We start from the raw sequence: 19,869 nt of genomic DNA, 5'->3' as shown, positions 1-19,869 counted from the left end.
ATCCTGTCCAATTAAATTTAGAAACAAAGAAAAGGCTGTAAACAACCCGATTATAGGGGTTTTACAGCCTCTTGTTATTTATTACTAGGTGCCTCAGGTTCTTTATCTTTAAAAACAAGTCTCGGCCTACTAATCATCTTTGATTTAAATTCAGAAAGTAATTCCTCACCGACCAATCCACTTTTAAGAAGCTCGTTCAATAAAAGCTCTGCGTAATCACTCTTTGCTTTTTTTAATGTTCCTTCTAAAAGAATGCTAATATGGCTATTAATCTTCTTAACGGACTTTACTTTCGTTTGAAAGGTCGCCGGGTCATTCTCCTTTTTCGATATGACCACTTGGACAGTGAGTTCAATGTTCTTTTCTAATGCATTTTGAAAAAAGTCAAAGTAGGAGTTTGTTAAGTAAACTTCCATTAACCACGTGTTATGCTCGTCTTCTTTATTAATGATCAGTCCGTCGCTTAATTCAATATCTGTTACATCATCACCTTTGAAAACTTGCATAGAGATTAATTTGAAAGTCTTCATCGTATTACCTCCCGTTCATTCCTTTTTGTAAATTATAACATACTCATAACCCAAAGCAATTTTACAAAGTTTTGTCGAAAAATATTTGTCGAACTATCGACATTAGAAAAATCTATCTATTATTAATCTTGAAAATCCGATTTTCCCCTAGAGAAAAATCCAATTTTCAGGGTGCAAAATGGCTAAAAATTCAATTTTCTCGATTTTACGTGAAGGCTTGCACAAAGTATGATTGGCTTATCAAGTAGAAAGGAGTAAAAAATATGATCAATCAAGTTATACTCGTTGGAAGATTAACGAAGGACCCTGAACTTAAGGTAACCCAAGAGGGAATCTCTGTAGTAAGCGTCACATTAGCGGTTAACCGGAATTTTCGAAATACCCAAGGAGATATTGATGCCGATTTCGTTCACTGTACATTATGGAGAAAAACAGCAGAAAATACCGCGCTATACTGCAAGAAAGGATCTCTGATAGGGATCACAGGGAGAATTCATACAAGGAATTATGAAAACCAAGAAGGCAAGAAAGTCTATGTAACTGAAGTAGTTGCTGAATCAGTCAGATTTATCGGTAAAAAACCAGGGCAAGATACTATTCAAGAAGCTGAAAATAAGGAGGTGGCCATCTCTTGAGTAACCCTTGCGAAAGGGAAAAAAGCATCGAATTGATCGTAGAGCGATTAATAACCCTTGTTGGGAAATCACACGATATGATTGAAAAACTCCAAAGTCGAGTATTCGAACTCGAAAATTATCTTCATGAAAATAGACCTCCTGGGAAAAGCTCCATACATTCAAGCAATCACAGAATAAATTAATTTTAACTATATTCCTCCTTAGCCACGCAGGTACCCTTTATAGAGAGAATCAAATCGGTCCCCCAACCCCCACATTTGGAACGATAAATACGTTCAGAGCTGTCGCATTGTTGGCAGCTTTTTTTGTAGGTGGGAATGGGGACAGCTTTACTCTCTCACCTATAAGAAAAAGGTCAATCCCTTATAAAAGAGATTGACCATCGTACTAAGAAAGAAGAATAAGATCCCGAAGCTCATCTGTTGAAAGTTCAGTTACCCAATTATCACTTTGGATGATTTGATCATTCAATGTTTGCTTTTTTTCAAGCATCGCATCAATTTTCTCTTCAAGCGTACCGGTGCTAATAAATTTGTGAACATGAACAAATCGTTTCTGTCCAATTCGATAAGCCCGGTCAGTAGCTTGATTTTCAACCGCTGGATTCCACCAACGATCATAGTGGATGACGTGGTTGGCAGCTGTTAAGTTGAGTCCTGTTCCTCCAGCCTTCAAGGATAGAAGGAAAACAGGGAACTCGCGATTTTGGAATCGAGTAATCATTTCATCACGTTTACTTTTAGGAACACTTCCATTTAAGAAAGGTACTTCAACATCGTACTTAGCTTTTAAAAGCTTCCGAATCATTTCACCCATCTCAATGTATTGGGTGAATATCAGACAGCTTTCCTCTTGTTCTAGAACTGCCTCCACCAGCTCAGTCAGTTTCTCTAGCTTCACCGAGCGATCCAAAACATTCTTTGGATTACTTTCCTTAAGATAAAGAGCAGGGTGATTACATAGCTGCTTTAATCGACTTAGAAGCTGTAATATAAGTCCCTTTCGCTCCATCCCAGTTAATGTTTCAATTTGTGCAAATGTATCTTGGACAAGCTGTTCATATAAGGAGGCTTGCTCAGCTGTTAGCGGGCAATATTCTTTTTGCTCCTGCTTATCAGGGAGGTTAAGAGCAACGTCCTCGTCCTTTTTCGTCCGGCGCAATAAGAAAGGACGAATTAGCGATTGAAGCTCAGATATTTTATGTTTTTCGTCTTCTTTTTCGATCGGAAGGACAAAACGTTTTTGAAATTGTCCTAAGCTTCCGAGATATCCATGATTGGTAAAATCAAAAATGGACCAAAGCTCGGTTAGGCGATTTTCCATTGGTGTCCCTGTAAGTGCAATATGATGTTTCCCTTTCAGCTTTCTAACGGCACGTGACTGTTTCGTCTGCGCATTTTTAATATTCTGCGCTTCATCAATGGAAATCGAACTCCAAGTGATGGACTCAAACTCGGACAGATCCAAATGTGTTAACCCGTATGAGGTTAGCACCACATCAGCCTTAGAAGCCTTTTCAATGAAAATATCCTCTTTTAATCGGTTAGATCCATAGTGAAGATAGATATTTAAGTTAGGTGCAAACTTTTCGAACTCTTTCTGCCAATTCCCTAGCACCGAGGTTGGACAAATAATAAGAGCCGGACCAGCATCTTCTTGGTCCCGAACGGATAATAAATACGAAATAAGCTGAATCGTTTTTCCAAGTCCCATATCATCCGCAAGACAAGCCCCAAAACCAAATTTTCGTAAAAATAACAGCCAGCTCATCCCCTGTTTCTGATAGGGGCGTAGTTCACCATGAAAGTCACTAGGTACAGGCTCTTCAGGAATGGATTTAATATCCTGTAGTTGCTTCATCATTTGCTTCCATTGACGATTTAAGTCAATTTGAATTTTCGCAAACGCTCTTGGGTCCTCTAATCGATCTTCATCTTCGTCCGCTTTGCCAAGCAGCTCCTGTTCAATTAAATCTCGAACATGTAGCCCTTCCTTTTCAGCCTTTTTCATCAAGTCCTGAATATGCCGTACGAATCCAGGGTCGAGCTTAATCCATCGACCACGAATGAACACAAGGCGCCGTTTCTCTTCTACCAACTGGTGAAACTCTTCCTCTGAAAGCTCTACGCCGTTCATAGAAAATCTCCAGTTATAATCTAGCATCGCCTGGAGACCAACAAAGGATTGTCGATGGCTAGCAGTAGAGCCCTTCAGTTTGGCTTTTACTTTAAGACTCGCATTTTTCATTGCCTGCCACCAAGATGGAAGGAGAATTTCAACTCCTAAGGCAAGCAGGGTCTCACTAGCATCTGTTAAAAACGTCCAAGCCTCATCCTCAGTTAGATTGGTGGAGATCCCTTTGTTCCCTTTTAGCCAAGGGAATAATGTTAACCAGCGCTCTTGCTCCCTCTCCAAATATTCAAGGTGATTATACCAGCTCTTTGGCATATTGGAATCATCCTGCATATCCACCATGAGATCAGGCTCTTTTCTTCCTCGTAAAAAAATTCTTAAATCCCAAGGTCCATCTAAATCAGCAGGTTCTTCTAGTCGAAGTCCGATGGAGAAAGGAACAGGACTTTCTTTAAAGCCAATCCACTCGTTCCAAGTCTCCTCATCAAAATAAGAAGCAAGTGCCCGTGGTGGTAGAGCTTGGTTTCGTAACGCTTCAATTCTTTTCCCAACTGTTTCTTTCCATTCTTTATTTTTTTCAAAAAAAGAGTGGAGGGACGCGTTAAACCAATCGTCCACAAAGGATTTAACGGATGTTTCACCATCGAGAGATTGCTCCCAAAAAGAAGGGTCGAACTCTTCAATTAACCGATTTGGTAATGCCCAGCGGAATTCATCATTTTCCCATGCTTTAAAGTCTGGACGCCAATCCTTTTCCGAAATGGCTTCATATAAGGAGTGAGCGGATGCTAAACAAATATTCGCCGTTTCATCCCAATCCCACTCTATGAGACGGTTAAACTGTTCCTTTGCAAATAACGTCACTAGTTGCCATGGGTCAATCGTGACTCCAGGAATATCTTGATGAGTAGTTTCATCTACAAGGGTTCCATAAAAGCTCTCTTCATGACGGGAGAAGAGGAGATTTTTCCAATTTGTATGAGGAAGAAGTTCGTCCTCTTCATTAGTCGCATAGATGAAAAATTGTTGATTCTCTAGTTGAGTTATATGTACTTTTAACAATCTCGATTTAAGCATGAATCAGCTTGCCCCTTTTGCATTCTTCTTGAAATGCCCTTAATCGCTTTGTACGTTCTAAAAGAATCGTTAAAAATTCCTCAAAATCATCGGATCGCTTCAGTTTTTTATAGAGTGTTTTTAACTTTTTAAGCTCTCTAACAGCCTGTCGATAATTTCCACGGTTCTTTAAATCTATATTCTGCTTAATGGATTGATGATAAAGAGGGAGCAAAATAGCGGGATCCTCTTTTTGTAGTTCCTTAATCTTACTAGAAGGAATAGAGCTAATCCCCATTCCTATATAGGCTTGAAGTTCTCCCCATTTTTCATAGCTTTTTCGATCATAAAGAAAATCCTCATAGTCACGATAGCTGTATGGCAATGTCTGTATAAGCGCTTTTTCATAATAATCAAGCTTATTTGTATCCGCACTATAAGCGGATACAAGTCTCAGAGCCCATCTTGTAAAATCAAAGCATCCGTAAGTGTCCTTTAACTCAGCTAAATAACCTTTAAGCTGACCGATAAATGATTCTATATAAGGTTCCGTCCGCTTCCAATCCTTTTGTGCTTTGAGCATTTCAAGCCAATAAAGCATATACGGTGTCGCATCTGTTTTCATAATATCAATCATAGAAAGAGCATCAGAGTCTAGTTTCAGTAAAAGGTTTTGATGTGACTTCGCAACAAAAACAGGTAAAGTCTTCTCACCATCATGATACATGCTGTTGAGCTTTTCTTTTTCCTGTTCACGCCAAGCCTTCTTCTGAAAAAGCTGAGCCCACAAAATAATATACAAATGAGTTCGCTCAAATTCCAACACACGATAGCTCTTTAAAAGCCCTGTTGAGGTGTCTTTCAATTTTTCAATAAACTCATCAAAAGCAAATGGGAGGGCATGAACGCTCAAACGATCAACAAGCTCCTCAATTTCATCAATCAGGGAAAAAAAGATTTGCCTATAATAACGGTCGATATCCTCATGTTTATATTCTTCACTTAGTTCAAGTAGCTTTTGAAATGAGTGAACTGAACCAATCAATAGGTAAAGTTGCTTCCATTCTTGCTCAAATGGTGCACCTGCTCTTAATTTTCTTGTGAAAACCTGGAATAGTTCGGGGACCAGATAAGGTTTTGGAATCCCATGCCCTTTCAGGATAGATTCAAAACTTTCCTCAAACATTTGGGCCCATCGTTCATAATTCGGTTTCAATGTACCACTTGCTTTTAATAAATCCTTCGCTTTTTGAACACCCCAAGCTTGCATATTCTTTTTCTCTTGAATGGGCTGTCTCCACTCCTCAACCCACTCGGAAACACTACCTACTTGAGAGTACACATGAAAAAAAGTAGCTAGCTGATGGCGGCAAATGATTTCACCGGGACATGAGCAAGTACTCATCTGAATAAAGTTAAGGTCTAACGTCACATGAGCAAGGGTAACATCTTGAATGGTAGCATGAATGGAATCTTCATCAAACCGGATTTTTGTAACTAATCCTTGTCTATAGAGAAGAAGTCCTTTTTGTACAAGTCTTCCATGCTCCTCTACTTCTGGTCGTAGCATGGATTTTATATCTACTGAAGCAGCCTTAATCAGTTCAGCATATTTATCAGGGATGGCTGACATTTTTTTTATAAAGCCTCCTAACGCAACAAAAACTATATTTCTTCATTATACCTAATTTTTGGGGAAATATGGAGTGGGGGAGAAAGGAATTTGTGGGAGAGGATTTAAGAGCGTAAGTTTTTAAAAAATGAAAGTATGCTTAGAGTTATATTTTTGTTCAATCAACTGATTATAATGTACAAAAACAACCATATTTCCCTTAAAAACGTCGTAAATCGACAATCTCCAACAATGTGAGATATGGTTAAATGGAATTAGAAAGTTTATAGGGATTATGGTCCTTATCTTTCCTATTGTTTACTAGTTTACTATTCGCAAATCTCCATTTTGACACCTCAGGGTTTTCTGGGGTGTACTTTTTTATTAAACCCTACAAAAAAGACCGCATGGGAGCGGTCTTCAACTTATCTCAGTAAATAGACTCTTGCTTCATAAGGCTTTAATACAACACTTGAGATATCTTCTTCATCTGAAACTTCATAATTTGAGATTAGCACTTCTTTTGAAGTAAATCCTAAAGTACTTGGCAAAGTAAACACAGGAGTTCCGTCCATAAAATTCGCCATGACTAAAAGTTTGTTCTCACCTAATGTTCTCATATAAGCATAGATCTCCTCGCTGTCTTTCATTACGCTTTCATATGTTCCGTATACAATGACCTCATGCTTTTTGCGGAGTTGAATTAATTTCTTGTAATAATAGAAAATCGAAGTATTATCCTCCAAGGCACTCTTTACGTTAATCTTTTTGTAATTCGGATTAACCTGAATCCAAGGCGTGCCTGTCGTAAATCCACCATGCTCACGGTCATCCCATTGAATAGGAGTACGGGAATTGTCACGGCCTCTTTCATGAATCCCTTTCATCATTTTATCGTAGGTTAATTTTCCTTCCTTATAAAGGTCGCGATAAGCATTTAGGGTTTCTACATCACGATAATCGTCAATGCTGTCAAAATACACATTCGTCATCCCAATTTCTTCACCTTGGTAGATATAAGGGGAGCCTTGTAAGTTATGAAGTAGAGTTGCGAGCATTTTGGCTGCTTTTTCACGGTACTTTTCTTCAGCACCAGGAGTCCAACGGCTAACGGCTCGAGGCTGGTCATGATTGCTCCAATATAAACTGTTCCATCCACCAGTTGCTAAGCCTTCTTGCCAGCGGTCTAAAATTTGTTTTAAATCAGTCAGTTTCCATGGTCCCGGAGTCCATTTACCATACTTCCCATTTCCAAGATCGACGTGCTCAAATTGAAACACCATGTTTAACTCATTTCTTTCTTCACCTGTATAGAGCTTGGCTTGATCAATGTTTACTCCCGGCATCTCACCAACGGTAATGGTGTCATATTTACTAAATGTTTCTCGATTCATCTCTTGTAAAAATTCATGAATCCTAGGTCCATTCAAGAAATATGGACTACCATCGCCGAATTTTTCTCCTTCACGCATTGGACCATCTGGGAAACCGGGCACCTTAGAAATAAAATTAATAACATCCATGCGGAACCCATCAATTCCTTTATCTAGCCAATAACGCATCATTTTATAAACTTCTTCACGAAGCGTAGGGTTTTCCCAATTTAGATCTGGTTGTTTTTCATGAAATAAGTGGAGGTAATATTCACCTGAAACTTCATCATATTTCCACGCACTGTCACCCCACATAGCTCCCCAATTCGAAGGTGGTTCACCGTTTTCCTTCCCTGGATGCCAAATATAATAATCACGGTAAGGATTGTCTTTAGATTGTCGAGATTCTATAAACCACTTATGCTCATCACTAGAGTGATTCACGACTAAATCCAGCATAATTTTAATCCCTCTATGGTGAGCTTCCTCAAGCATCTCATCAAAATCTTCCATCGTACCGAATTCATCCATAATATCTTGGTAGTCACTTACATCGTACCCATTGTCAGCATTCGGCGACTTGAAAATGGGAGATAGCCAAATAACATCAATCCCAAGCTCCTTCAGATAATCAAGCTTAGCGGTTATCCCTTTGATATCTCCAATCCCATCCCCATTGGAATCGTAAAAGCTTCGAGGATAGATTTGATAGATCACACTTTCTTTCCACCATGTCTTGTTCATATGTAGCACTCCAAACTCTATGTATTTCCTTCCCTTTATATTTTACATGAATTTATTGAATTTACACCCTTCGTTCATTTCGACATTTTTTTACGAAATATGGTAAAATTAATTAACAGAATATTTAGAGAGAGGTGAGGAGTATGTCTAGTTTAAACAGTATTTTAATTGTTTCCTATACAAGGAACACGCTGACGATGTTAATAGAGCAATTGAATGAAATTGGCCTACCAGAATTCTTTGAAATAGACGGGCGTACTGTAGATGATTTAGATCGTTTATCTATGAAAGATTACTCCTTGGTCCTTGTTTCAAGTGAAATTGTTTATTCAATGGTTAAGCCGTACTTACCGGCAAAAACTCCTTATCTGATATGTAAAAGAACGGTAAATTACGCGAATATTAGAGAATTACTAGACGTTCCAAAAGGGACAAAGGTATATTTAGTTAGTGATCTAAAGCAATCGACAGAAGAAAGTATCCGCATTTTAAAAGACGCGGGGATTGATTTAGACTTTTACCCTTACTATACACAGGAAACACCAAGAGAAGACATCACCATTGCGATTACTCCAGGAGAACCTCAACTAGTTCCAAAGCATATTAAAAGGGTTATTAATATTGGCAGTAGATTAATAGATATTTCTACATTGGTGGAAATTTTTAATCATTTTGGTATATCACCCTTTTCACCAACCACACATTTATCCGCACGATTTATGCAGTCTCTCGTGGATATTACACAAGAGCTGAGTGATGAAATTTTCCGATCACGCCTATTGCAAAAAAGCCTAGACAGTATTGTCCAAAACATGGATGAAGCTGTGTTGGTGTATAACAACCAGGATGAAATTCAAGTGTGTAATAAAAATGCAGCCGATATTTTAAACCTACCCACCCAGTTTGAAAAAGAATCCATTCATTTGATTCAGGAGTCATTCTTGACTGCGATGAGGAATCTTCAAGTGGGACAAGAAAACTTCGTTGAAATAGATGGTACAACTTTTTATATGAGAAAAAAGAGAATCACCATAGGCGAACAGGTTCATTCCACGCTTATTGTTTTTCGAAAAGCAGAGGATTATCGAAAAATTGAGCACGATTACCGTTCAAAGGCAAAACAACGAAACTTGTATGCTCGGTACCGTTTTGATGACATCAGAACGGTAAGTCTACCAGTAATTGAAATGATAAAAATAGCAGGAAGGCTTGCTAAAAGCAATTCGACGATATTGATCCTTGGTGAGACGGGTACTGGTAAGGAAGTGTTAGCTCAAGCGATTCATCATGCTTCACCTAGAAATCACAATCCATTTATTGGCGTCAATTTTGCAGCCATTTCTGAAAGCTTAATGGAGAGTGAGCTATTTGGTTATGAACCCGGTGCCTTTACGGGGGCTAGAAAAAACGGTCATATTGGGATGTTTGAACAAGCCCATATGGGCAGTATCTTCCTAGATGAAATTGGAGACGCTTCACCGGTTATTCAAAATCGATTACTTCGTGTCCTCCAAGAGAGACAGATTATGAGAGTAGGTGGGGACAAGCTTATTCCTCTAGATGTTCGCGTAATCGCAGCAACGAATAAGGATTTGAAAAAGTTAATTGAAGAGGGGACATTCCGAGAAGATCTCTACTATCGTCTTAATGTCCTACCACTTAAAATGCTCCCGCTCAGAGAACGGAAGCAGGATATCTCCCTATTAATCAATATTTTTTCAAAAGAATTTGAGGAGAAGCTTGGTAGAGAGCCGTTGGTTTTTTCAAAAGAAGCATTAAAGCTTTGTGAAAGCTATCACTGGCCAGGGAATGTTAGGGAGCTTCGGAATATCGTTGAATATGTAGCACACATCTGTAATGAAACGGTCTACAAAGAAGACCTACCAATTCTAGATAATGAGCTTTCTTATTTTAGCCATGAGCCGGAGAATGATCATTTATATGAGATAGAAGAAGAGTTTAGAGAAAAAGGGTTCTTTGAAGAAGCTTTACTCATCCTTGAGTACTTAAATAGCGAGGAAATTGAATCAGCAGGCCGTTCTGCCATGATCAACCATCTCCTTCAAAAAGGATACTTTTTATCCGATCAGCAACTTAGATACCGACAAAAGCTATTAAGCAATCACGACCTAATTACTATAGAAAAGGGAAGAAAAGGCAGTCAGATTACAGATAAAGGTAAGAAATTTATATATCTATATGAAAAAAGCATGGGACTTTAGTTTCTATGTTTTTTCTTTTTTTACGAATATTATGAAATATTCCTAGAGTTATATTTTATAATAAAACAAAGAGTAATCCGTTCAATGTACAGTCTAATGAATCATTAACAACTATTTATAGGAAAAATTATTCTTGTATAAATATTTTATAATTAAGTCAAATGTCCTATAACAGGGAGGAGAACTCTTGGAAGAAGTTATTTATCAGGATGAAATATACTTAGTATTATATAAATATAGCTCTGGTTATTGGGAAATTCAGAAGAAAGATTCACCTTATATTAAGATATTAGTACATGAGTCAGAAGTTGATAAACATAAACAAGACTCTTAATAGGTCAGGATTCCTTATCTAATTAGGGAATATCGGCGATTCTTGAAAACACATCGGTCAGTTTTAAATATATCGGCGACTCTTTCAAACATATCGGTCAGTTTTCAAATATATCGGCGACTCTTTCGAACATATCGGTCAGTTTTTAAGATATATCGGCGGCTTCTCCCAATATATTTGCTAGAAGCCTGTTCAGGCATACATCTTATAGTAGTATATATGAATTTATTAAGAATGAAAGAGCAACTTCAAAATTGAAGTTGCTCTTTACAATGAGACCTATAAATTTGCTAAATCATATATCGCTCTAGCATATACAGCAGTTGCCTTAAACAGATCCCCTAACTCAATGTATTCATTCTTCTGATGTGCAGTATTAACCTTCCCTGGGAAGACAGCTCCGAATGCTACTCCGTTTTCAATGAAGCGGGCGTAGGTGGCTCCTCCTGTTGTTAGAAGAGTAGGTTCGAGTCCTGTCTCTGTTTCATAGGCGTTTTGCAGTACTTTGATAACAGGAGATTCCTTTTCAACGTGATGTGGCTTCTTTTCTCTGACCTCTTCTACCTCAAAACCGTATTCTTGAACCTTTTCGCTTAACTTCTCAATCGTTCTTAAATAAGGAGTTTCTACAGGGCAGCGGATATTTAGTGCCACATATGCATCTTCATTTTGTGTATATCGGAAAATACCAGGGTTTACCGTTAATGGCCCTGTAACATCATCCTCAAAGGAGATATTTAGACTTTTTCCAATGTGATCTCCCTCTAAGCAAGTAGCAACCAGCTCTACGTATGCTCCGTTAGACAGTTCCCCATTAAAAAACTTTGCTAGCTTCGTCCCAGCGTTTACTCCTTTATGAGGTTCCATCCCGTGTGCTGACCTGCCGAACAAAGTGAAGAGATACCCATCTTCTTTTTCTTCCACCGAGTGCTGTAGATTTTCATGAAAACTAAAGTACGTGAACTTTTCTTTTAATTTATTGAGCCCTTTTCCACGTACGAAAGCCTCAGCTCGATCAGGCACCATATTTCCTTTTTCACCAGCATAAAAAGAAACTAGTTCGTATGGTCCCGCTTTTACCTTGTCATCTTTTAATTTTAAAATAGCATTAATCTGCCCTTTTTCAGCATGAATAATCGGGAACTCCGCATCAGGGGCAAATCCTGTTAAAGCCGCTGGTTCATCCTGAACATATCTCTTCATGCAAGTCATGCCGCTTTCTTCGTCGGTTCCAAAAATGATTCTTACACGGTGCTTTAATGATAAAGAGCTTTCTTTCACGATTTTTAGAGCATAGTAGGCAGCCATCGTTGGTCCTTTATCATCGATGGCTCCTCTCGCAAAAAGCTTCCCGTCGCGAATGGTTGGAGTAAAAGGATCGCTTTCCCACTCTCCGGTTGCAGGAACCACATCTAAGTGACACAAAAGCGCAATATAATCTGAAGCATCCTCAGGGCCCGTTTCTGCATAGCCAACATAACCATCTATGTTCTTTGTACGGAATCCATCCTTTTCGGCTAACGTTAGCATAAACTCTAGGGCATCCTTAATATTCTCTCCCATTGGAGCCCCTGGGCCCTTCGTTGATAAATCTTTTACACTTTTAATTTTTAATAGGTTACTTAAATCTTCTATTAATAAATCTTCATTTTTTGAAACAGCGTCTCTCCAGCTCATACGAACCCCCCTATAAACCTTTCTATTCTTTATTCATGCAAGTACTATACCAACAAAGGTATTCTATTAAACTCCTATTTAAAAAAATAAATGGGGTAACCAATTAAATGGAAAACAACCAATTTTACAAGAAATGGGTTAACCAATTATTTTCTAAATAGAGTGATAATTTAAATTTTTCAACAAATTTAAAGTTGGCACACTAATTGCATTTAGTATTTACGAGTAAAAAAATTAGGGGGTAATACAATGAGAAAAGCATGGCCAAAAATGATGTCGGTGCTGTTACTCAGTCTAATGGTTTTCTTAGCAGGCTGTAACTTCAGTGGCAACACGTCATCAGAACCAGAGAAAAAAGATGATGGAGAAAAAGGAACAGAAGAAACAGAAACTCCAAAAGAAAGTGTCTTGAACTTAAGCTTGGATAACGATATCCCTGACTTAAACCAGGTTAAAACAACAGATGCTATTTCTTTTGGTATCTTAAATAACGTAATGGAAGGTCTATATCGTTTAGACGAAAACAATGAACCTACTCCTGCAATGGCAGAAAGCGTTCAAGAGTCTGAAGATGGTTTAACGTATACATTCACGTTAAAAGATGGAGTGAAATGGAGCAATGGTGATCCTGTTACTGCCAATGACTTCAAATATTCTTGGTTAAGAGCGATGCACCCAGATACTTCTGGATCCTATGCATTTATTATTTCTGATTTCGTTAAAGGTGGAGCTGCTTTTGCTGCAGGTGAAGCAGACGCTGAAGCAGTTGGAATTGAAGTGAAGGACGACAAAACTCTTGTTGTAACCCTTGAGCAACCAACACCATTCTTCTTAGGATTAACAGCATTTGCTACGTACTTCCCATTAAATGAGAAGTTTGTAACTGAAAAAGGTGACGACTTCGCTTTAAATCAAGATTCAATTCTTTACAATGGTCCATATGTAATTTCTAAGTATGACCAAGCTGCTGGAGTAACACTTACAAAGAACCCAGAATACTGGGATAAAGATAATGTTGCAATTGAAACAGTTAATATGAAGGTTGTTAAAGAAACAAGTACAGCCCTTAACTTATATGAAGCTGGAGAGCTTGATAAAGTATACCTAGCTTCTGCTGATGTAAACACGTACAAAGATAGTGAAGATTTCGCTACAGAAACTGAATTCAGAACGTACTTTATCCAATTTAACCTTGGTAAAGCTCCATTCGATAATGAAAACATTCGTAAGGCACTACAATTAGCTTATGATCCATCTGTATTAACTAGCGTTATTTTAAATAACGGATCAGCACCAGCTTACGGACTTGTTCCTGAAAACATGGCTGGAGTAGATGGAAAATTATATGGAGAGCTTGAAGGTGCTCAATTAAAACAAGATATCGAATTAGCAAAAGAACTTTGGGCTAAAGGTGTAGAAGAATTAGGTGGAGAAGTTCCACAAATTGAACTTTTAACATCTGATGACACTATTTCTAAAGATTCTGGTACATTCCTACAAAGTGAATTTAAAAAGAACTTAGGTGTAGATGTAACACTTGTTACTCAACCATATAGTGGTCGTCTAGATACGATGCGTGCTGGTGACTACCAAATGGTTATTAACAGATGGGGTGCTGACTACAACGACCCAATGACATTCATCGAGCTTTGGGAAAACCCATCTAACCCACACTTCCGTGGAAACTGGTTAAATGAAGAGTTTAATAACTTAGTAATCGCTGCTAAATCTGAAAGCGATGACCAAGTTCGTATGGATAACCTAATGAAAGCTGAAAAAATTCTATTAGAAGAAGATGCAGTATTAGGACCACTTTACTATGATGGTTTATCTTACTTACAAAAGCCTCACGTAAAAGGAATCGTGACTCACCCATACGGTGCTTCACCAGACTTAAAGTGGGCTACAATCGAATAATAGTCTAATTGGTAGGGAGAGAAGAGGTTCTCTCCCTGCTTTTTCAAATCATTTATGTGGCTTTCGCGGAAAAAAGTCGGATTTTCGCGGATAAATGGAAAAAATCGCGGATATATTTAAAAATTCGCGGAAATAACTCAGGAAACCGCGATTATATGTAAAAAGCACACGTAAATGATCTAACTTTGCAAATAAAATAAGGCACAAAAACCTTATTTGCCACTATAAAAAACGCCACATAAAACGGGGGTGTGAGACTTGACCAAATATATATTTATGAGGGTTATAAATATCATCGTAACGTTGTTCATTATTGCAACGGCTACGTTTTTTCTAATGAAGCAGTTACCGGGTTCCCCTTTTGATGAAGAAAAGCTATCTAATCTTTCTGAAGAACAAAGGATGGAATTCTATGCAAGGTACGGATTAGACAAACCGTTATCTACGCAATACGTTCTTTATCTAAAAAGCCTAGTTCAAGGGGATTTTGGAGAATCGTTCTACTTTAAAGGTCAAGATGTTGGAACACTAATCTCAAGTAGAATAGGGCCATCTGCCTTACTTGGAGTACAAGCAGTTTTACTAGGATTTACGATTGGAATTGTCTTAGGGATTATTGCAGCATTTAGACACAACACCATGTGGGATTTTACGACCATGTTAGTGGCCGTATTAGGGGTGTCTGTACCGAACTTCGTATTCGCAGCACTTTTACAATATTACGTTGGTCTAAAATGGGGAATCCTTCCGGTTGCTTTCTGGGAGTCCTATTCAAGCTCAATCATGCCAACGATTGCACTATCACTTATGGTAATCGCATTGATTGCGAGATTCACAAGAAACGAAATGCTTGAGGTTCTACAACAAGACTTCATGTTAACAGCAAGAGCAAAAGGGGTACCTCAAATTAAAGTGATTTATAAGCACGCAATCCGCAATGCGCTTATTCCAGTTGTAACAATTTTAGGACCTATCGTTGTAAGCTTACTGACAGGTTCTCTAGTAATTGAAAATATTTTCGGCGTACCTGGTATAGGTAGCTTATTCGTAGATTCTATTAAAGTAAATGATTACACAACGATTATGGGATTAACTCTTTTCTACAGTGCATTTTTTGTATTAACGATGTTAGTGGTCGATCTTTTATACGGAGTGATCGATCCGAGAATTCGTATTAGCGGGGCAAAGGAGTGAGGATGAATGAAAAATGCTGAACCGCTTTTAGATGAAGAATTAACAGATGACTTGTTTGAAATAGCTGGCAGAAGAACCGAGGATAGCGAGAAAATTCAGCGACCTCCTTTGTCAGCCTTTAAAGACAGTTGGATTCGATTATCAAAGAATAAAGGTGCAGTCATTAGCTTGATTGCCTTAATCATCATTCTGTTCTTGGCCGTTTTTGGACCAGGCATGAATGAGTATAAATACGATCAAACTGACTATGCTGCTGTATACCAGCCTCCAAGCAGTGAGCATTGGTTAGGAACAGATAAATTCGGACGTGACCAGTGGACGAGAATCTGGGAAGGAACTCGTATATCCCTATACATTGCTGTTTTAGCAGCATTCCTTGACCTTCTAATTGGGGTCCTATATGGTGCAATTTCTGCACTAATTGGCGGAAAAGTTGATAACGGAATGCAACGTGTCATTGAAATTCTAGTGGGGATACCAAACTTAATCATTATTATTCTACTAATCATGATCATGAAGCCAGGGATCATGACGATAACCATTGCAATGGTTATAACCGGTTGGGTCAGCATGGCGAGATTAGTAAGGGCACAGATCTTCAAATTAAAAGAACAAGAATTTGTCCTAGCGGCTAGATCACTAGGTTCCAATAATAAACGATTAATCTTACATCACTTAATTCCAAATACGATGGGCCTAATCGTTATTAACATGATGTTTACGATTCCTTCTGCTATTTTTACAGAAGCATTCTTAAGCTTTATCGGTCTAGGATTACAAGAACCACTTGCATCACTTGGGGTATTAATTAATGACGGATTCCAAGGAATGAGAAACCAATTCTATCTACTTCTATTCCCTGCAATTGTCATTGTAGCCATCATGGTTAGCTTCAATATTCTAGCCGACGGATTACGCGATGCGTTGGATCCGAAGATGAGAAAATAAGTCAGACATAAGTGAGGTAATACAATGGAAAGACCAATCAAAGTTTATCGTGGAGAGTATCTAGAAAGCTCTCATCATATACATGTAGCCGTTGTGAACGGTTCTGGAGAATTACTATATTCATATGGAAATCCAGACATGCGCACGTTTCCGCGTTCTTCTATGAAACCATTTCAAGCGGTAGCGGTAGTGGAAACAGGCGCGGATGAAGCTTTCAACTATGAAAAAGCAGATCTTTCATTGATTTGTGCATCACATAGTGGGGAGGCTATGCACCGTGATCGTGTAGCAAGTATTTTAGAAAGAATTCGTCTCCAAGAAGAGGCACTTCAATGTGGGACGCATATCCCGAGAGACATTAAAAGCTATAATGAATTAATTCGAAACGGTGGGGAGCTAACTCCAGTTTTTAGTAACTGTTCTGGCAAGCATTCGGGAATGCTGTCTGCTGTTGTTTATATGGGGGAAGATGTTAAAACATATCGCGAGGTTGAACACCCTCATCAACAGAGAATCCTTAATGTAATTGAACATGTTTGTGATATTCCAAAGGCAGATATTGAGCTAAGTGTTGATGGCTGTGGTGTTCCTGTACACCGCGTACCATTAAAAAATGCAGCATTAGGATTTGCTCGTTTAGCAAAACCGTTTGACTGGGAAAATAGTGAGCGTGCTGGACACTTAGATAAAGTTCGTGAAGCTATGACTGCAGCTCCAGAAATGGTCGGAGGCACGGACCGTTTTGACACAGATCTAATGAGAGTATTTGCTGGTCGATTAGTAGCAAAAGCTGGTGCTGAAGGTGTTCAATGTATTGGTGACGTTGAAACTGGACTTGGCATTTGCATTAAAGTTGAGGACGGAAACGGGCGTGCGGTAAGTGTTGCGGCAATGGAAGTTTTAAAGCAGCTAAGGATTGGTACGGAAGAGCAGTTTGCACAATTAGCAGAATACGTGACAGCACCAGTGCTGAATGCACGTAAGGATAAAATTGGTCGTATTGAGGCGGAGTTTAAGTTGGTTGCTGGTGCTGCTTGTGATGTGGCTGTTGCGGGGAGATAGTTTATAGGTAACTTCAGCCACTCTGGGAGTTGTCATTGTGACAAATGAGTGACAAGTGTGCATAAATCATCAAAATTCGTGCATATATTTCAAATTTAGGCGCATAATTCAAAAAAATGAAGCATAAGTCGCTAAATTCGGGGCATAAACCATATCGAGGCTCACTAAATAGTAGCAAAACATTCAAAAACAACAAACTTTAAACCAATTTTCAAAAAATCAATCAAAATATCCACTCAATCTATGAAAAAATAAATACATTTTTCTACTAAAAAGCAAAGGAAGTGAGACGATGTGGAAAAATTGCTAGAAATCAATAACCTACATGTTTCCTTTAGTACCTATGCAGGGAAAGTTCAGGCTGTTAGGGGTGTGAATCTGCACTTGAACAAAGGGGAGACACTTGCCATCGTGGGCGAGTCCGGATCAGGTAAATCAGTAACTTCGAAAACGATTATGAAGCTGCTACCAAGCAACTCCGCGAAAATAGATCAAGGAGAAATCCTTTTTGATGGAAAAGATCTTGTCAACCTTTCTGAAAAAGAGATGGAGAAGGTAAGAGGGTCGGAAATTTCAATGATTTTTCAGGATCCAATGACAGCTCTGAACCCAACGATGACGGTTGGTAACCAGATAACGGAAAGTGTGTTGACTCATCAAAAGGTAACGAAAAAACAGGCGGAACAACGAGCGGTTGAACTATTAAAACTAGTAGGAATCCCAAATGCGGAAGCACGTATCAAGCAATATCCACACCAATTCTCTGGTGGGATGAGACAGCGTGTGGTCATTGCAATTGCTCTTGCGTGTAATCCAAGGATTTTAATTGCGGACGAACCAACCACTGCACTTGATGTAACCATTCAAGCGCAAATCCTAGATTTAATGAAAGACATTCAAAAGAAGACCGAAACTTCAATTATTATCATTACCCATGACCTTGGGGTGGTAGCGAATATTGCGGACCGAGTAGCCGTCATGTACGCTGGTAAAATTGTAGAGACAGGAACAGTTGAGGAAGTATTTTATAACCCTCAGCATCCATACACATGGGGGCTTCTTGGTTCCATGCCGAATATGGAAACGAGAGAAGAGCTTGTGGCCATTCCAGGAACGCCACCAGATCTTATCAACCCACCTATCGGAGATCCGTTTGCAGAGCGAAATGAGTATGCATTAAAAGTCGACTACTTACGTGAACCACCTATGTTCAAGCTTTCAGAAACACACTATGCGGCGACTTGGCTTCTTCACGGAAAGGCTCCAAAGATCGAACGGCCAACCGCATTAACGAAAAAGCAACTATCCGTTGCAACTCTTGAAAAACCGGAAACCAAAGAGCCCACAACAACACATAAAGAGCCACTCTTAGAAATTCGAAACCTGAAAAAGTACTTCAAATCAGGAAAAAATGAAGTCCTTAAGGCGGTAGATGATATTTCCTTTGATATTTTTAAAGGGGAAACATTGGGACTTGTAGGAGAATCGGGCTGCGGGAAGTCCACAACAGGCCGTACGTTAATGCGATTATACGAAGCAACGGAAGGTCAAGTCCTTTACGAAAAAGAAGAAGTACACGGTAAGAAAAATGCAGCACAGTTAAAACAATTTAACCGTAAGATTCAGATGATTTTCCAAGATCCATATGCATCGCTTAACCCGAGAAAAACCGTTTCCGATATCATTGCTGAAGGTATTGATATCCACGGTCTAGCAAAAACAAAAGAAGAGAGATTGCAAAAGGTATATGAGCTATTAGAAACAGTAGGGTTAAATAAGGACCATGCCAACCGTTATCCACATGAGTTTTCCGGTGGACAGCGTCAAAGAATAGGGATTGCTAGAGCACTAGCGGTTGAACCTGAGTTTATTATTGCTGATGAGCCGATTTCAGCGTTAGACGTTTCCATTCAAGCTCAGGTCGTAAACCTTATGAAAAAGCTGCAAAAAGAAAGAGGATTAACGTATCTGTTCATTGCGCATGATCTTTCCATGGTAAAACATATTAGTGACCGGGTAGGGGTTATGTATTTAGGTAGTATGGTAGAGCTAGCAAGTTCAGATGATCTATATGCTGAACCATTACATCCGTACACTCAAGCACTTCTATCAGCGGTTCCGGTTCCGGATCCAGATAGAGAAAAAACAAGAGAACGGATCATCCTAGAGGGAGATCTACCAAGCCCAAGTAACCCACCAAGCGGATGTCGTTTCCGCACACGTTGCCAATTTGCAACAGAAACATGTGCACAAGTCGTTCCTCAGTGGAAGGAAGCAAAACCCAACCATTGGGTGGCGTGTCATCTTTTCTAAAAAATAACAGGTGCGATGGGCACCTGTTATTTTTTATGGAAATATTCCTAGAGTTATATTTTTGCTAAGATAGTGGAGAAAAAGAGGATAGCAACTGTATTTCTCACCACAAACCA

The 19,869-nt window shown here is 38.9% G+C and carries 13 protein-coding genes; 8 read left to right on the top strand and 5 right to left on the bottom strand.

The window, feature by feature from the left end; genetic code table 11:
- Positions 1-74 precede the first annotated feature (74 nt).
- On the bottom strand, positions 75-530 hold the full coding sequence (locus ACFYKX_RS14475) for a YwpF-like family protein (RefSeq protein WP_389361772.1): 456 nt from the start codon (positions 528-530) through the stop codon (positions 75-77).
- A 263-nt stretch (positions 531-793) separates the two neighbouring features.
- Between ACFYKX_RS14475 and ssb the strand changes: the two genes are divergently transcribed.
- Positions 794-1,165, top strand: a complete 372-nt coding sequence (gene ssb, locus ACFYKX_RS14470) for a single-stranded DNA-binding protein (RefSeq protein WP_389361771.1) — start codon at positions 794-796, stop codon at positions 1,163-1,165.
- A 390-nt stretch (positions 1,166-1,555) separates the two neighbouring features.
- On the opposite strand, the gene ACFYKX_RS14465 is transcribed toward ssb, so the two are convergent.
- The 3 genes from ACFYKX_RS14465 to ACFYKX_RS14455 all read right to left on the bottom strand — a co-directional run bounded on the left by ACFYKX_RS14465 (position 1,556) and on the right by ACFYKX_RS14455 (position 8,086).
- Positions 1,556-4,378: a DEAD/DEAH box helicase gene (locus ACFYKX_RS14465; protein WP_389361770.1), complete on the bottom strand. Its 2,823-nt coding sequence runs from the start codon at positions 4,376-4,378 to the stop codon at positions 1,556-1,558.
- Complete coding sequence (locus tag ACFYKX_RS14460; protein ID WP_389361769.1) at positions 4,371-5,990, bottom strand: SWIM zinc finger family protein; 1,620 nt, start codon at positions 5,988-5,990, stop codon at positions 4,371-4,373. The genes ACFYKX_RS14465 and ACFYKX_RS14460 overlap by 8 nt, the downstream gene beginning before the upstream one ends.
- 404 nt (positions 5,991-6,394) lie before the next feature.
- Positions 6,395-8,086 (bottom strand): glycoside hydrolase family 13 protein, encoded by a 1,692-nt coding sequence (locus ACFYKX_RS14455; RefSeq protein ID WP_389361768.1) that lies wholly within the window; start codon positions 8,084-8,086, stop codon positions 6,395-6,397.
- Between the two features lie 143 nt (positions 8,087-8,229).
- On the opposite strand from ACFYKX_RS14455, the gene ACFYKX_RS14450 reads away from it, so the two are divergent.
- Positions 8,230-10,308 (top strand): sigma-54 interaction domain-containing protein, encoded by a 2,079-nt coding sequence (locus ACFYKX_RS14450; protein ID WP_389361767.1) that lies wholly within the window; start codon positions 8,230-8,232, stop codon positions 10,306-10,308.
- A gap of 187 nt (positions 10,309-10,495) precedes the next feature.
- Positions 10,496-10,642, top strand: coding sequence for a hypothetical protein (locus ACFYKX_RS14445; RefSeq protein ID WP_389361766.1), 147 nt, complete (start codon positions 10,496-10,498; stop codon positions 10,640-10,642).
- 279 nt (positions 10,643-10,921) lie between these two features.
- Here ACFYKX_RS14445 and pepV read toward each other — a convergent pair whose 3' ends face one another.
- Positions 10,922-12,319 (bottom strand): dipeptidase PepV, encoded by a 1,398-nt coding sequence (gene pepV / locus ACFYKX_RS14440; protein ID WP_389361765.1) that lies wholly within the window; start codon positions 12,317-12,319, stop codon positions 10,922-10,924.
- Positions 12,320-12,568: 249 nt separating this feature from the next.
- On the opposite strand from pepV, the gene ACFYKX_RS14435 reads away from it, so the two are divergent.
- The 5 genes from ACFYKX_RS14435 (at position 12,569) to ACFYKX_RS14415 (ending at position 19,753) form a co-directional block, all read left to right on the top strand.
- The gene (locus ACFYKX_RS14435; protein WP_389361764.1) at positions 12,569-14,236 is read left to right on the top strand and encodes a peptide ABC transporter substrate-binding protein; all 1,668 of its coding nucleotides are present in this window, start codon (positions 12,569-12,571) and stop codon (positions 14,234-14,236) included.
- Between the two features lie 258 nt (positions 14,237-14,494).
- Positions 14,495-15,430: an ABC transporter permease gene (locus ACFYKX_RS14430; RefSeq protein WP_389361763.1), complete on the top strand. Its 936-nt coding sequence runs from the start codon at positions 14,495-14,497 to the stop codon at positions 15,428-15,430.
- A gap of 6 nt (positions 15,431-15,436) precedes the next feature.
- Entirely contained in the window at positions 15,437-16,378 is a 942-nt protein-coding gene (locus ACFYKX_RS14425; protein ID WP_389361762.1) for an ABC transporter permease, read from the top strand.
- A gap of 24 nt (positions 16,379-16,402) precedes the next feature.
- A complete protein-coding gene (locus ACFYKX_RS14420) occupies positions 16,403-17,440 on the top strand; it encodes an asparaginase (protein ID WP_389361761.1) in 1,038 nt (345 codons plus the stop codon).
- Between the two features lie 294 nt (positions 17,441-17,734).
- Positions 17,735-19,753, top strand: a complete 2,019-nt coding sequence (locus tag ACFYKX_RS14415) for an ABC transporter ATP-binding protein (protein ID WP_389361760.1) — start codon at positions 17,735-17,737, stop codon at positions 19,751-19,753.
- Positions 19,754-19,869 lie beyond the last annotated feature (116 nt).

The sequence above is a fragment of the Cytobacillus spartinae genome, from assembly GCF_042865285.1.
Taxonomy (GTDB): Bacteria; Bacillota; Bacilli; order Bacillales; family Cytobacillaceae; genus Robertmurraya_A; species Robertmurraya_A spartinae.
Note: the sequence above shows the minus strand (reverse complement) of the source record. Positions and strands in the feature narration are given on the sequence as shown.

Coding starts and splice junctions, on each gene's coding strand:
- ACFYKX_RS14475 (WP_389361772.1), bottom strand. CDS start 530: ATGAAGACTTTCAAATTAATCTCTATGCAAGTTTTCAAAGGTGATGAT.
- ACFYKX_RS14465 (WP_389361770.1), bottom strand. CDS start 4,378: ATGCTTAAATCGAGATTGTTAAAAGTACATATAACTCAACTAGAGAAT.
- pepV (WP_389361765.1), bottom strand. CDS start 12,319: ATGAGCTGGAGAGACGCTGTTTCAAAAAATGAAGATTTATTAATAGAA.
- ACFYKX_RS14425 (WP_389361762.1), top strand. CDS start 15,437: ATGAAAAATGCTGAACCGCTTTTAGATGAAGAATTAACAGATGACTTG.
- ACFYKX_RS14420 (WP_389361761.1), top strand. CDS start 16,403: ATGGAAAGACCAATCAAAGTTTATCGTGGAGAGTATCTAGAAAGCTCT.
- ACFYKX_RS14455 (WP_389361768.1), bottom strand. CDS start 8,086: ATGAACAAGACATGGTGGAAAGAAAGTGTGATCTATCAAATCTATCCT.
- ACFYKX_RS14460 (WP_389361769.1), bottom strand. CDS start 5,990: ATGTCAGCCATCCCTGATAAATATGCTGAACTGATTAAGGCTGCTTCA.
- ACFYKX_RS14450 (WP_389361767.1), top strand. CDS start 8,230: ATGTCTAGTTTAAACAGTATTTTAATTGTTTCCTATACAAGGAACACG.
- ACFYKX_RS14435 (WP_389361764.1), top strand. CDS start 12,569: ATGAGAAAAGCATGGCCAAAAATGATGTCGGTGCTGTTACTCAGTCTA.
- ssb (WP_389361771.1), top strand. CDS start 794: ATGATCAATCAAGTTATACTCGTTGGAAGATTAACGAAGGACCCTGAA.